The organism is Micromonospora andamanensis (assembly GCF_016863495.1).
GTDB lineage: Bacteria > Actinomycetota > Actinomycetes > Mycobacteriales > Micromonosporaceae > Micromonospora > Micromonospora andamanensis.
The window spans coordinates 83,133-96,353 of record NZ_BOOZ01000024.1; the positions used below are offsets into that span (position 1 = coordinate 83,133).

The 13,221-nt window shown below is 71.4% G+C and carries 11 protein-coding genes and 1 pseudogene; 5 read left to right on the plus strand and 7 right to left on the minus strand.

Annotated elements, in window-relative coordinates; translation table 11 throughout:
• Window positions 1-28: 28 nt before the first annotated feature.
• Complete coding sequence (purH, locus tag Van01_RS20000) at window positions 29-1,600, minus strand: bifunctional phosphoribosylaminoimidazolecarboxamide formyltransferase/IMP cyclohydrolase (protein ID WP_204009813.1); 1,572 nt, start codon at window positions 1,598-1,600, stop codon at window positions 29-31.
• 3 nt (window positions 1,601-1,603) lie between these two features.
• Window positions 1,604-2,215: pseudogene (gene purN, locus Van01_RS20005) on the minus strand (phosphoribosylglycinamide formyltransferase); the annotation flags it as partial.
• A gap of 154 nt (window positions 2,216-2,369) precedes the next feature.
• Here purN and Van01_RS20010 point away from each other — a divergent pair.
• Entirely contained in the window at window positions 2,370-2,669 is a 300-nt protein-coding gene (locus Van01_RS20010) for a CD225/dispanin family protein (protein WP_204009582.1), read from the plus strand.
• Window positions 2,670-2,676: 7 nt separating this feature from the next.
• The gene (locus tag Van01_RS20015) at window positions 2,677-3,375 is read left to right on the plus strand and encodes a DUF4190 domain-containing protein (protein ID WP_204009585.1); all 699 of its coding nucleotides are present in this window, start codon (window positions 2,677-2,679) and stop codon (window positions 3,373-3,375) included.
• Window positions 3,376-3,460: 85 nt separating this feature from the next.
• On the opposite strand, the gene Van01_RS20020 is transcribed toward Van01_RS20015, so the two are convergent.
• Window positions 3,461-4,753 carry a cell division protein PerM gene (locus Van01_RS20020; protein ID WP_204009588.1) on the minus strand — a complete coding sequence of 431 codons (1,293 nt, stop codon included), beginning with the start codon at window positions 4,751-4,753 and terminating at the stop codon, window positions 3,461-3,463.
• A 178-nt stretch (window positions 4,754-4,931) separates the two neighbouring features.
• On the opposite strand from Van01_RS20020, the gene Van01_RS20025 reads away from it, so the two are divergent.
• The gene (locus tag Van01_RS20025) at window positions 4,932-5,192 is read left to right on the plus strand and encodes a hypothetical protein (protein WP_093404994.1); all 261 of its coding nucleotides are present in this window, start codon (window positions 4,932-4,934) and stop codon (window positions 5,190-5,192) included.
• A 42-nt stretch (window positions 5,193-5,234) separates the two neighbouring features.
• On the opposite strand, the gene sucD is transcribed toward Van01_RS20025, so the two are convergent.
• The 3 genes from sucD to icmB form a co-directional block, all read right to left on the minus strand.
• A complete protein-coding gene (gene sucD, locus Van01_RS20030; protein ID WP_204009591.1) occupies window positions 5,235-6,122 on the minus strand; it encodes a succinate--CoA ligase subunit alpha in 888 nt (295 codons plus the stop codon).
• A 3-nt stretch (window positions 6,123-6,125) separates the two neighbouring features.
• On the minus strand, window positions 6,126-7,304 hold the full coding sequence (sucC, locus tag Van01_RS20035) for an ADP-forming succinate--CoA ligase subunit beta (RefSeq protein WP_099849770.1): 1,179 nt from the start codon (window positions 7,302-7,304) through the stop codon (window positions 6,126-6,128).
• 541 nt (window positions 7,305-7,845) lie between these two features.
• Window positions 7,846-8,250, minus strand: coding sequence for a coenzyme B12-dependent isobutyryl CoA mutase small subunit (icmB, locus tag Van01_RS20040; RefSeq protein ID WP_099849768.1), 405 nt, complete (start codon window positions 8,248-8,250; stop codon window positions 7,846-7,848).
• Window positions 8,251-8,721: 471 nt separating this feature from the next.
• Between icmB and Van01_RS20045 the strand changes: the two genes are divergently transcribed.
• Window positions 8,722-9,435, plus strand: coding sequence for a M23 family metallopeptidase (locus Van01_RS20045; protein WP_204009594.1), 714 nt, complete (start codon window positions 8,722-8,724; stop codon window positions 9,433-9,435).
• 278 nt (window positions 9,436-9,713) lie between these two features.
• On the plus strand, window positions 9,714-10,484 hold the full coding sequence (locus Van01_RS20050; protein WP_204009597.1) for a M23 family metallopeptidase: 771 nt from the start codon (window positions 9,714-9,716) through the stop codon (window positions 10,482-10,484).
• 15 nt (window positions 10,485-10,499) lie between these two features.
• Here Van01_RS20050 and pcrA read toward each other — a convergent pair whose 3' ends face one another.
• On the minus strand, window positions 10,500-12,902 hold the full coding sequence (gene pcrA / locus Van01_RS20055; protein WP_204009600.1) for a DNA helicase PcrA: 2,403 nt from the start codon (window positions 12,900-12,902) through the stop codon (window positions 10,500-10,502).
• Window positions 12,903-13,221 lie beyond the last annotated feature (319 nt).

Consider the following 13,221-nt stretch of genomic DNA (forward strand, 5'->3'; position numbering starts at 1 on the left):
TCTCATCCGCTGAGAAGCCGGACCACGCCTAGTGGAAGAAGTGGCGGGTGCCGGTGAGGTACATCGTGACGTCGGCCCGCTTGCAGGCGTCGATCACCTCTTCGTCGCGGATGGAGCCGCCGGGCTGGACGATCGCCCGGATGCCGGCCTCGATGAGGATCTGCGGGCCGTCGGCGAACGGGAAGAACGCGTCCGAGGCGGCCACCGCGCCGCGCGCCCGGTCGGCACCGGCCCGGCTGACCGCCAGGCGGGCCGAGTCCACCCGGTTGACCTGCCCCATTCCGACGCCGACAGTGGCGCCGTCCCGGGCCAGCAGGATGGCGTTGCTCTTCACCGCGCGTACCGCCCGCCAGGCGAAGGCCAGGTCGGCAAGGGTCGCCACGTCGGCCGGCTCGCCGGTGGCCAGCCGCCAGGTGGTCGGGTCGTCGCCCTCGGCGTCGATCGCGTCGCGCTGCTGCACCAGTACGCCGCCGGTGACCTGCCGCCACTCGGCCGGACGCGGCCGGACGTCAGGCGCGCGCAGCAGCCGGATGTTCTTCTTGGCCTGGAGCGTCTCGACCGCACCGGCTTCGTAACCGGGTGCCACCACGACCTCGGTGAAGATCTCGGCGATCTGCCCGGCCAGTTCCACGGTGACCGGCCGGTTGACGGCGATGACCCCGCCGAAGGCGGAGACCGGGTCGCAGGCGTGCGCCTTACGGTGCGCCTCCGCCACGTCCGCACCGACCGCGATGCCGCACGGGTTGGCGTGCTTGATGATGGCCACCGCGGGCTGGTCGGCGAAGTCGTTGGCGGCCCGCCAGGCGGCGTCCGCGTCGACGTAGTTGTTGTACGACATCTCCTTGCCGTGCAGCTGCTCGGCCTGGGCCAGCCCCGCCGGACCGGCCGGGTCGGTGTAGAGGGCGGCGGCCTGGTGCGGGTTCTCGCCGTAGCGCAGCACCGACTGCCGGCGCAACGCCAGGCCGGCGAAGTGCGGCCAGCCGTCGGCGGCCGGGGCCACCGACGCGGCGAACCACTCGGCGACAGCCACGTCGTACTCGGCGATGTCGGCGAAGGCGCGGGCGGCCAGCGCCCGACGCTGCGCCAGGGTGAAGCCACCGCCGTCGAGGGCGGCCAGCAGCATCGGGTACGCGCCCGGATCGGTGACCACGGCCACCGAGGCGTGGTTCTTGGCGGCGGCCCGGACCATCGCCGGCCCGCCGATGTCGATCTGCTCGACGCACTCGTCCTGACCGGCGCCGGAGGCGACGGTGTCCTGGAACGGGTACAGATTGGACACCAGCAGGTCGATCCCGACGATGCGGTGCTCGTCGAGCTGAGCGGTGTGCGCGTCCTTGCGCCTGTCGGCGAGGAGCCCGCCGTGGATGGCCGGGTGCAGGGTCTTCACCCGCCCGTCGAGGATCTCCGGGAAGCCGGTCACCTGCTCCACCGGGGTCACCGGCACCCCGACGGCGGCGATCGTCGAGGCGGTGCTGCCGGTGGAGACGATCTCCACACCGGACGCGTGCAGCGCCGTGGCCAGTTCGGCCAGGCCGGTCTTGTCGTAGACGCTGACAAGTGCGCGCCGGATCGGGCGTCGCCCGTCCTGGATGGAGTTCACTCCGACCGTGACCTTTCTTCCGGTGATCGTCCAACCTTCACGGACCAGCCGGCCCACCTGCTCGACGAGCTGGGCCCGCTCCGCTTCCTTGATGCGTTCGGTGAGCGTGTCGACATCGTCGTCGTCGCGTACCGGCACCGCCACCTGCGCGACGATCGGGCCGGTGTCCATCCCGGCGTCGACGAGGAAGAGGGTCGCCCCGGTCACCTTCACCCCGTAGGCGAGGGCGTCGCGTGGGCCGTGGATGCCGGGGAACGCCGGCAACAGGGTGTTGTGCGTGTTGAGGTACCGGTCGCCGAAGGCAGCGAGGAAACGCGGACCGACAAGCTTCAGGAACCCGGCCGAGATGACCAGATCGGGTCGGTGCTCGGCGACCTGCGCGGTGAGCGCGGCGTCCCACTGGTCGCGGTCCGGATGGTCCTTGACCCGCTCGACGAAGGTCGGCACCCCGGCTGCGGCGGCCCGGTCCAGGCCCGCGATCCCGTCGCGGTCCGCCCCGACCGCGACCACCCGTGCCCCGTACGCCGGGTCGGCGGTCGCGTCCAGCAGAGCCTGAAGGTTGCTTCCGGAACCGGAGACAAGGACGACGATACGGGCGGACTGGGTCACCGGCACACCCTATCCGGCCGGCGGCCGGTGCCCATCCGCTGGGCAGCGCGGCGTCGCGCACCTGCCGGACTGGCCTGGACCGGGTACGCTGCCGGTCGCTTGGGACCGGCGCGTGTCCGGCCCGCACCCGTCAGCGCACAACCGTGAGGAGCATGTCGTCATGCAGCCCGATTACCCTTCCCAGCCACCTCAGCCGGTCGACAACAACATGACAATGTCGATCGTCGCGATCTTCCTGTTCTGGCCGCTGGCCATCCCGGCGATCATCAACGCCTCGAAGGTAAACCCGCTGCTCCAGCAGGGTGACTACGCCGGTGCCCAGGCCGCGGCGGCCGAGTCGAAGAAGTGGTCCAAGTGGGCCCTGATCGTCGGTATCGCCTGGCTCGCGATCGTCCTGGTGTGCTGCCTGGGTGGCGGCCTGCTGGGCTCGATGAGCGGCAGCAACGCCAGCGGTTACTGAGCCTCGGATGCAGCCCGGTCACCCCGGTCAGGACCCGTACGGCCAGCAGCCGCCGTACGGGGAGCCGACCACACCACAGCCGGCGAACCCGTACGCGCCACCGCCGGCCAACCCGTACGCGCCGCCACCGGCCAACCCGTACGCCCAGCCGACCGATCCGTACGGTCAGCAACCCCCAGCCGACCCGTACGGTCAGCAACCCCCGGTGCCGGGTCAGCCGGAGGCCCAGCCGCCGGCCTCGCCCGCGCCCTACGATCCGTACGCGCCGCCGGCCGCCGGGCAGCCCCCGGGCTACGGACAGCCCCCGGCGTACGGACAGCCGGGCTACGGACAGCCCCCGGCCTACGGACAGCAGGGGTACGGACAGCCCTACGCGGACCCGTACGCACCGCAGCCCTACGGCGGCGCACCGATGTACCCGAACGCGGGCTTCACCGGAGCGCAGGGCCAGCAGAACACCCTCGGCCTGGTCGCGATGATCCTCGGTATCGCGTCGATCCCGCTGAGCTGCTGCTACCTCGGAATCCCGCTTGGGTTGGCCGCGCTGGTGACCGGCTGGCTGGGCAAGCAGAAGGCCGACCAGGGACTGGCCGGCAACTCCGGCCAGGCGCTCGCCGGCCTGATCTGCGGCGCCGTGGGACTGCTGCTGGGCGTGCTGCAGATCGTGGTGGTGGCGCTCAACGTCGGCGGGTCGATGTACCCCTGACGCGTGCGCCTGCCCGCCGCCAGGGGCGTCCCGGTACGTCCGGGACGCCCCTGGCTCGTCCGGAGATCCGTCGGTGGCGAGAAGCTCAGGTGGCGAGTCGGGCGAGCCACCGCGTGGCGGCGGCACCGAGCAGCGCGCCGCCGCCGGTGACCAGGAGTGCCGCGACGGCCACCTGCCAACCGACCGGCCCGACCTCCGCCAACCGGCCGGCGCCCAGCGGCCCGCCGGAGGCCGTCGCGGCCACACCCAGCAGCAGCCCGGCCACCGGCCCGGCGAACGCCGCCGGTACGAGCAGCCGCCGCCAGGGCAGCGGTGCCCGCTCGGCGGCGGCCAGTCGCAGCAACCGGCGCGCGAGCAGCCCGCCGGTGGCCATTCCGACAAGCACGGGCAGGGCGAGGATGGTCACCGCACCGAGCCCGTCGACCGGCCCGCCCGGCAGCCCGGCGAACAACGGCAGGGCCGGCAGCGCGCCGACGGAGACCTCGCTGGTGCGTACCGCCGTGTCGGTGCCGACCGCGAAGCCCGGGCCGAGCAGATAGCTGGCCGACCAGACGCTGACGTTCGGCGCGTACGCGAGGCTGACCAGGGTGATGCCGGCCTGCCCGGCGACACCTGTGCGATAGGCACCGATCAGGTCGGCCGCGTCACCGCCACCGGTCGCCACGGCCAGACCCGCCGCCGCAGCCCCCGCACCGAGCAGCACCAGAGCGGCGACCACACCTGCCCGCACACCCTCGCGCAGCGGCGTCGGCACCTGCTCGGCGAGAACCTCAGCCAGCCCTGTCGTCCGGGCGGCTCCCGCGCCGGCCGCGAGCGTGCCGATCGCGACGAGGGTCAGCCCGGCCCGCACCGGAGACACACCGGGCCCGCCGGTCCCCACGAGCATCGCGGCGAGCGCTCCCAACAGTGCGTACGCGAAACCGACAGCCGTCGCGACGGCGAGCGTACTGCCCGGCGACCGCCCACCCCGGGCACCGATGGCTCGGCTGGCATGCACTCCGGCCCGGGTGAGCCGCCACACCGCCAGCGCGGTGACGGCCAGCGGAGCCAGGCCCAGCGGACCGCTGGCCGTGGTCAGGGGCACCCCGTGCCCGAGCAGCCATCCCGCTGCCCCCGCCCGCACGGCGTCGAGCAGGCTGCCGGTGCCCTCGCTGAGCTGGAACAGCCAGAGCGCCAGCGCCACCGGCAGCCAGGCGGTGATGGCCGCCCCGGTGGCGGCGACAAGCGCGGCGACCGCGAGTGGCGGATGGCTGCGACCCGAGGGGGCCGCCCGCGTAGCGGGCACCCGACGCGGAGGGCCGGCCCGGCCGGGCGGCCGGGCACCGACTCCCCGGGCGTCGGTGGCCCGGCGAGGCTGGTCAGGGGTGACAAAGGACATCGGCTCTACTCTGGCATGCCGTGTCGGCGCCGGCTGCCCGACACCCGCCCATGGTCGGCGCTCAGCGCGGCGGTCCGGACCAGTTCGCCTGATCAGGCGTGGGCGGGCACCGGCTCCTCTAGCCTCGGCACAGGGGCCGTGACCGACGTCGCGGCAGCATGTGACAGTAAGGGGAGTCGTGAACGCTCCGTATCCACCACCCCCGCCGCCACCCGCCGGCCGGGACCGCACGACCCTCTGGGGCGTGCTGGGCATCGTGACAGGTGTGCTGTGCTGCGGCATCCTCGGCATCGTCTTCGGCTGGTTGTCGATCCGCGACGCGCGCCGGTACCGCCAGTCGCCGGTGCTGGGCTACGTGGCCATCGCGCTCGGCGTGCTGAACATCGTCGTCAGCCTGATCCTCCAGGCGACCGGGAACTACCCGTACTGGAACCGCTGAGGGGCCGACCTGACGGTCGGCCCCTCAGCGGGTTGTTTCCGCTCAGCCAGCGGACATGATCTCGCGCATCAGCTTGGCCGTCTCGGTAGGCGTCTTGCCGACCTTCACGCCTACCGCCTCCAGCGCCGCCTTCTTCGCGTCGGCGGTGCCCGCCGAGCCGGAGATGATCGCACCGGCGTGCCCCATGGTCTTGCCGGGCGGGGCGGTGAAACCGGCGATGTAGCCGACCACCGGCTTGCTCACGTTGGCCTTGATGAACTCGGCCGCCCGCTCCTCGGCGTCCCCACCGATCTCACCGATCATGACGATGGCGTCGGTGTCCGGGTCGGCCTCGAACGCGGCCAGCGCGTCGATGTGGGTCGTCCCGATGATCGGGTCACCGCCGATGCCGACACAGGTCGAGAAGCCGATGTCCCGCAGTTCGTACATCATCTGGTAGGTCAGCGTGCCGCTCTTGCTGACCAGGCCGATCCGGCCGCTGCCGGTGATGTCCGCCGGGATGATGCCGGCGTTCGAGGAGCCCGGCGATGCGATGCCGGGGCAGTTCGGGCCGATGATCCGAGTCCGCTCGCCCTTGGCCACGTTGTACGCCCAGAAGGCGGCGGTGTCGTGCACCGGCACCCCCTCGGTGATCACCACGGCCAGCGGGATCTCGGCGTCGATCGCCTCGATGACCGCGCCCTTGGTGAACTGCGGCGGTACGAAGATGACAGTGACGTCCGCGCCGGTGTCCTTCATCGCGTCCGCGACGCTGGCGAAGACCGGCAGTTCGGTGCCGTCGAAGTCGACTGTGGTGCCCGCCTTGCGCGGGTTGACACCGCCCACCACGTTCGTGCCGGCGGCGAGCATCCGGCGGGTGTGCTTGGAACCCTCGGAACCGGTCATCCCCTGAACGATGACCTTCGAGTCCTTGGTCAGCCAGATAGCCATGTGTCAGACCCCCGCAGCCGCCAGCTCGGCGGCCCGCTCGGCCGCGCCGTCCATGGTGTCGACCCGCTCGATCAACGGGTTGTTCGCGCCGTCGAGGATCGCCCGACCGGCTTCGGCGTTGTTGCCGTCGAGGCGGACGACGAGCGGCTTGGTGACCTGCTCGCCCCGCTGCTCCAGCAGTTCCAACGCCTGCACGATGCCGTTGGCGACCGCGTCGCAGGCGGTGATGCCGCCGAAGACGTTGACGAAGACGCTCTTGACCGACGGGTCGGAGAGCACGATCTCCAGACCGTTGGCCATGACCGCGGCGCTCGCGCCGCCGCCGATGTCGAGGAAGTTGGCCGGCTTGACGTTGCCGTGCCGCTCACCGGCGTAGGCGACCACGTCGAGGGTCGACATGACCAGGCCCGCACCGTTGCCGATGATCCCGACCTCGCCGTCGAGCTTGACGTAGTTGAGGTCCTTCTCCTTGGCGGCCTGCTCCAGCGGGTCCACCGTCGCCTGGTCGACGAGCGCCTCGTGGTCCGGGTGCCGGAAGCCGGCGTTCTCGTCGAGCGAGACCTTGGCGTCCAGCAGCAGCAGCTTGCCCTCGGCGGTCTTGGCCAGCGGGTTCACCTCGACCAGGGTGGCGTCCTCGGCGACGAACGCCTGCCACAGGCCGACCGCGACCTCGACGACCTGGTCGGCGACCTCGGCCGGGAAGTTGGCCGCGTCGACGATCTCCCGCGCCTTCGCCTCGTCCACGCCCTTGACGGCGTCGATGGGTGCCTTGACGACCTTCTCCGGGGTCTCGGCGGCGACCTGCTCGATGTCCATGCCGCCGGCGACACTGGCGATGCAGAGGAACGTACGGTTCGCCCGATCGAGCAGGTACGAGAAGTAGTACTCCTCGGCCACGTCCGCGGTCACGGTGATCATGACCTTGTGGACGGTGTGACCCTTGATGTCCATGCCGAGGATGTCGGTGGCTCGGGCCACCGTCTCCTCCGCGCCCTCGGCCAGCTTGACGCCGCCCGCCTTGCCTCGTCCGCCGACCTTCACCTGTGCCTTGACGACCACCCGGCCGCCGAGGCGTTCGGCGATCGCGCGGGCCTCCTCCGGGGTCGTGGCGACGCCGCCGGCGAGCACGGGAAGTCCGTGCCGCTCGAACAGGTCCCGCCCCTGGTACTCGTACAGGTCCACGATTGCGCGTCCCGTCCCGTCTCTGCGGCGCACCGTCGCGCCGCCACCAGCGTATGGAAAGAAAACAGTGTGATGCCCGACATCAGTTGAAGTTGACGCAGGCCGTCGAACCCTCGCCACCGCAACCACGCGCCGCAGCCGACCTGACGGTCCGGCCCGCAAGGGGAGGTCGGAAAGGGTTCATTGGGCGCAGCCTAGCGATGCCGGCACATCCGGCAACCGAGCGGGTGCGCGGTGTGCGGTAATGCACAACCCCGCTGACGGTGGGTCACCGGCGGGGCACCGATCAGGGCAACGGGCCGAGCGACGTCACCCGTTCGAGCGATCTTGCCCGAGGGACGACGGTTCTCGACGGTCCCGCGTAACCCCGCAGGAAGGGCGTCGTTGAGTCAGGTGTCGGAGCGCTGGAAAGCGCGAGGACGGAAACGGCCGATGCCCTGTCGGTCGAGGGGTGGCGGCGGGGCATCGTGCATAGAGGGGCCGGACGTGTGAGGGGTGCGTCCGGCCCCTCCCCTGTGCTCAGGCACACCGGCTGGTGCGCTCAGGCCACCGGCTGGGCGACGTTGTCCCGGACCCACTCCACGATGGACGTGGTGGTGGCACCCGGCGTGAAGATCTTGGCAACGCCGAGCCGCTCCAGCTCCGGCAGGTCGGCCTCCGGGATGATGCCCCCACCGAAGACCACGATGTCCCGGGCGTCCCGTTCGTCGAGCAGCTCCAGGACCCGGCGGAACAGCGTCATGTGCGCCCCGGAGAGCACCGAGAGACCGACGGCGTCGGCGTCCTCCTGGATCGCGGTCTCCACGATCTGCTCCGGGGTCTGGTGCAGGCCGGTGTAGATGACCTCCATGCCGGCGTCGCGGAGAGCGCGCGCCACCACCTTGGCACCACGGTCGTGGCCGTCCAGGCCCGGCTTGGCGACGACGACCCGAACACGAGAGCTCATCTGGGCATCCCTTTCACCGGCGCAGCGGCTATCACCTGAACGAACGGTAACCCGCCCGACCGGGGCCGGGGAACCGGGGCCGGCAGGGCGAGCGGCAGACGACGTTCGGCCTCGGCGTCGGCACGGCATCCCCCGCCCCTCACGCAGGCACCACAATCACCTCACGCAGAGGCACGACCCGACACCCGACACGTCAAGCGGGACGACTCCGCCGAACGGTCACGGTGTGCGACGAACGGAGGATAACGAGGACACCCCACCGCACCCCCGAGCCATGACAATCTCGGACGGAAACGGACAGAACGTTGCAAGCAATTCGGCGCTCCGGCTTGTGACAGGCCTGACGGTTGGCTACCGTGTCCACGGTTGTCATCAGGTCTACGGACGGGTGACGACGCGAACAGCCGACGCACGGTCACCAGATCCGGACGACGGCTATCCGCATCGGAACCCCGACAACGGAGGGTGTGCGTGCGCCAGCGCCTGTCGTCTGAGCCCGATCGATATCGCGGCCGCCGCCGCGTACCCACCCCCCCACGCAGCCGCTACGCCGCGGTTGTCACCACCGCCTTCGTCGGTGCCGGTGTGGTGGCACTGGGGGCCAACGCCATGCCGGACGCCAAGAGCGTCAGCCCGTCGGTACTCGACGAGCTGAAGCAGGCGTCGATAAGCAACCAGGGCGCGGCCGAACGGGCCGACGCCGCCGACCGGGCCTCCCGGGACAGCCGCAACGGTCCGGAGAGCGCCGAGGAGAACGGCGTCTGGCTGCTGCCCCTCCAGGGCTACGACTTCAACTCCCCGTACGGCATCCGCTGGGGCAAGCTGCACACCGGCGTCGACCTGGTGGCGCCGGAGGGCACGCCGTACGTCGCCATCCACGAGGGCACCGTCACCAAGGCCGGCTGGTTCGGCGGCTACGGGCACGCGGTGATCGTCCAGCACGCCGACGGCAGCGAGGCCATCTACGGTCACTCCTCCGCGCTCAACGTGCGCGAGGGGCAGCAGGTGAAGGCCGGTGACCAGCTCGGTCTGGTCGGCAACACGGGCCACTCCTACGGCTCCCACCTGCACCTGGAGATCCATGTCAAGGGCGAGCCGCTCGACCCGGTGCCGTGGCTGCAGGAGCGCGGAGTGGACATCAAGCTACAAGTCGAAGCAATCTACAGCGAGGTAGCCGCGTCCTGACCGGCCGTGACGCCCGTTGACCGCCCGGATCAACCGATCCGGGCGGTTTTGCTTTCCGGCCCGGTGACGCAAGTGTCCCAGCTCACAGGTGAGAGTGTGACTGGCGGCACAACAGGCGGTCGGGTCAGCATCGGGCAGTCGGGGACAGCCACGCCCAGAGGTGGACAGCGGCACCGACCGCCGTACCCAGCGCCCGCACCCCCGGTACCCGGCGTCGCCCGGACCGACACCAGGATTTCGAGGTCACGTACCACTCGAAACCAGTGAGGTCCGTACCCGTGCCTGACGACAACCCCACCCCGACCCGCAGCATCCCCCACACCCCGGCCCGCCACCGGCGAACGCTGAGCCGGCGCTCCCGTCTCCTGGCGGTCGGTGCGGTCGCCCTGGTGGGGCTCGGCGTCGCCGGTGTCGTCATGACCGACCGCGACGACCAGCCGACCACCAGCCCGGTCGCCCTGGACACCCAGGACCGGGCCGCAGCCGCCGAGCGGGCCGACCGCTCGGCCCGGCAGCCCGCCACCCTGGGCAGCCCGTCGCCGAGCCCGACCACGAGCGCCAGCCCCACCGCGAAGCCCAGCCCGAAGCCGAAGCCCAGCCGGACCGCCACCGCCACGGCGAAGCCGAAGAAGAGCGCGAAACCGAAGTCGTCCTGGGTCCTCCCGATGGCCGGCGGGGCCATCACCTCCTGCTACGGGCCCCGCTGGGGCACCCTGCACGCCGGCATCGACTTCGCCATGCCCGCCGGCACCCCGGTACGCGCCGCCTTCCGTGGCACCGTGACCAAGGCCGGCGACGCTGGCGACGGGTACGGCATCTCCGTGGTCATCGACCACGGCAACGGCTACCTGACCCACTACGCCCACCTGAGTACCGCCAGGGTGAGCGTGGGCGAGCAGGTGGGCACCGGGCAGACGATCGGCCTGGAGGGCTCCACGGGCGACTCCACCGGCCCGCATCTGCACTTCGAGGTGCACCAGGGCCAGATGTGGAACCAGATCGACCCCGCGCCGTTCCTGCGCGCCCGGGGTATCGACGTGGCCTGCTGACCCCCTGGGCCCTGGTCAGATCTTCTCGATCGGGGCGTGTCGCAGCACCAGCCACAGCGTCTGGTCGCCGAAGTCGATCTGCGCCCGGGCACCCGGGCCGTGCCCCTCCACGGCCACCACCCGACCGAGGCCGTACCGCTGGTGGTTCACCCGGTCCCCGGCGGACACCTTCGGCCCCTGCGGCAGCTCGCTGGCGGTGGCCAGCCGGCTGCCGTCCACCCCGAGCTTGCGCGCCAGCTGCACAGCCCGAGGGGTACCTCCGGCGAAGCCGCCACGCCCGCCGGGCGCCCGGTCCGCGCGGCCCCCCACGCCGCCGCCACCGCCGCCCCACGAGGTGTACGAGCCTTCGGTCCGCTCCCAGCGGACCAGCTCGGGCGGTAGCTCCTCGACGAAGCGGGACGGCGGGTTGTAGGACGGCTGGCCCCACGCCGAACGGGTCACCGCCCGGGAGAGGTAGAGCCGCTGCCGCGCCCGGGTGATGCCGACATACGCCAGCCGACGCTCCTCCTCCAGCTCCCGGGTGTCCCCGAGCGAACGCAGGTGCGGGAAGACGCCGTCCTCCAGGCCGGTCAGGAACACCACGGGGAACTCCAGGCCCTTGGCGGTGTGCAGGGTCATCAGGGTGACCACGCCCTGATGTTCGGGATCGTCGGTGGGCACCTGGTCGGCGTCGGCGACGAGGGCGACCTGCTCCAGGAAACCGGCAAGGGTGGCCCGCTCCCCCTCCGCGCCTGTCGCCTCGATCCGCTCGGTGTACTCGCGGGCGACGCTCACCAGCTCCTGGAGGTTGTCGACCCGGCCCGCGTCCTGCGGGTCGAGACTCTCTTCCAGCTCGGTCAGGTAGCCCGAGCGGGTAAGCACCGCCTCCAGGACCTCCTCCGGGGTGCCGTCGACGGCCAGCTCGCGGGCCGAGTCGAGCAGCGCCACGAACTCGGCGATGCCGTTCGCCGCCCGGGTCGAGATGCCGGGCGCGTCTCCGGCCCGGCGCAACGCCGCGCCGAAGGAGATCCGGTCCCGGCTGGCCAGCGCCTCCACACATGCCTCGGCGCGGTCGCCGATCCCCCGGCGCGGGGTGTTGAGGATCCGACGCAGGCTGACCGTGTCGTCGTCGTTGACCACCGAACGCAGGTAGGCCAGTGCGTCCCGGACCTCCTTGCGCTCGTAGAAGCGCACCCCGCCGACGACCTTGTACGGCAGGCCGAGGCGGATGAACACCTCCTCGAAAACCCGGGACTGCGCGTTGGTGCGGTAGAAGACCGCCACGTCACCCGGCCGGGTCTCCCCGTCGTCGACCAACCTGTCGATCTCCCGGGCCACCCAGTCCGCCTCGGCGTGCTCGGTGTCGGCGACGTACGCGACGATCGGTTCACCCGGACCGGCGTCGCTCCACAACCGCTTCGGCTTGCGGGACGTGTTGCGGTCGATCACCGCGTTCGCCGCGTTCAGGATGGTCTGGGTGGAGCGGTAGTTCTGCTCCAGCAGGATGGTGCGGGCGTCGGTGAAGTCGCGCTCGAACTCCAGGATGTTGCGGATCGTCGCACCCCGGAAGGCGTAGATCGACTGGTCCGCGTCGCCGACCACGCACAGCTCCGCCGGGTCGAGGCCCTCGGTGCCGGAGACCAGCTCCTTGATCAGGACGTACTGCGCGTGGTTGGTGTCCTGGTACTCGTCGACGAGTACGTGCCGGAACCGGCGGCGGTAGCTCTCCGCGACGTGCGGATGCGACTGGAACAGGTGCACCGTCGTCATGATCAGATCGTCGAAGTCGAGCGCGTGTGCCTCGCGCAGCCGCCGCTGATAGAGGGCGTACGCCTCGGCGAGGGCCCGTTCGTTGGGCCCGCTGGCCCGCGCGGCAAACACCTCCGGGTCGACAAGCTCGTTCTTCAGGTTGGACACCTGGGCGGCGAGGCCGCGCGCCGGATAGCGCTTCGGATCCAGGTCGAGCTCGCGGGCGACGAGCTGCATCAGCCGGCGTGAGTCGTCCGCGTCGTAGATCGAGAAGGTGGACTTCAGGCCGGCGTGCTCGTGCTCGGCCCGCAGGATCCGCACGCAGGCCGAGTGGAACGTGGAGACCCACATCAGCCGGGCCCGTGGGCCGACCAGGGCGGTGACCCGGTCCTTCATCTCACCGGCGGCCTTGTTGGTGAAGGTGATCGCGATGATCTCGCCGGGATGAACATCCCGCGCGGCGAGCAGATAGGCGATCCGGTGGGTCAGCACCCGGGTCTTGCCGGAGCCGGCACCAGCCACGATCAGCAGCGGCGAGCCCGCGTGGGTGACCGCGTCCCGTTGCGGGCCGTTGAGTCCCTCCACCAGCTGCGCCGGATCGAGGCGGCCGGGCACCGGCCGATGGGGCGGCAGCGCCCGGGCAGGCTCGGGCTCGGGCGGGGACGCGGGGATGTCGAAGAGAGGATGCATCGCACGGCGAGTCTATGCCGCCGCCCGGACATCCCCCGCTCACGGCACCGCCCGGTGCCGTGACCAGGCAGCACCGTCGGGAGGGCGGTTCTTCCCGACAGGTGAGCGGAGGACGGCCTTCTTCGGCCTTTCCTTGCGCGCCGCCCCGGTGCGGCGGCATACTCGACAGCGTGTTCGACACGCGCTTCTACTTTTACTACGGCTCCGGGAGTCCGGCAGCCGTAGGTCGCGCCTGATCGATCAGACCTACGAAAAGCCCCGGGCTCTCGGAGCCCGGGGCTTTTCGCGTCCCGGGATCCGGGCACCGGGCACCACACCG

Excerpts from the sequence above, each read along its gene's own strand:
- Van01_RS20010 (WP_204009582.1), top strand. The coding sequence starts at position 2,370 with ATGCAGCCCGATTACCCTTCCCAGCCACCTCAGCCGGTCGACAACAAC.
- Van01_RS20015 (WP_204009585.1), top strand. The coding sequence starts at position 2,677 with ATGCAGCCCGGTCACCCCGGTCAGGACCCGTACGGCCAGCAGCCGCCG.
- Van01_RS20020 (WP_204009588.1), bottom strand. The coding sequence starts at position 4,753 with ATGTCCTTTGTCACCCCTGACCAGCCTCGCCGGGCCACCGACGCCCGG.
- sucD (WP_204009591.1), bottom strand. The coding sequence starts at position 6,122 with ATGGCTATCTGGCTGACCAAGGACTCGAAGGTCATCGTTCAGGGGATG.
- icmB (WP_099849768.1), bottom strand. The coding sequence starts at position 8,250 with ATGAGCTCTCGTGTTCGGGTCGTCGTCGCCAAGCCGGGCCTGGACGGC.
- pcrA (WP_204009600.1), bottom strand. The coding sequence starts at position 12,902 with ATGCATCCTCTCTTCGACATCCCCGCGTCCCCGCCCGAGCCCGAGCCT.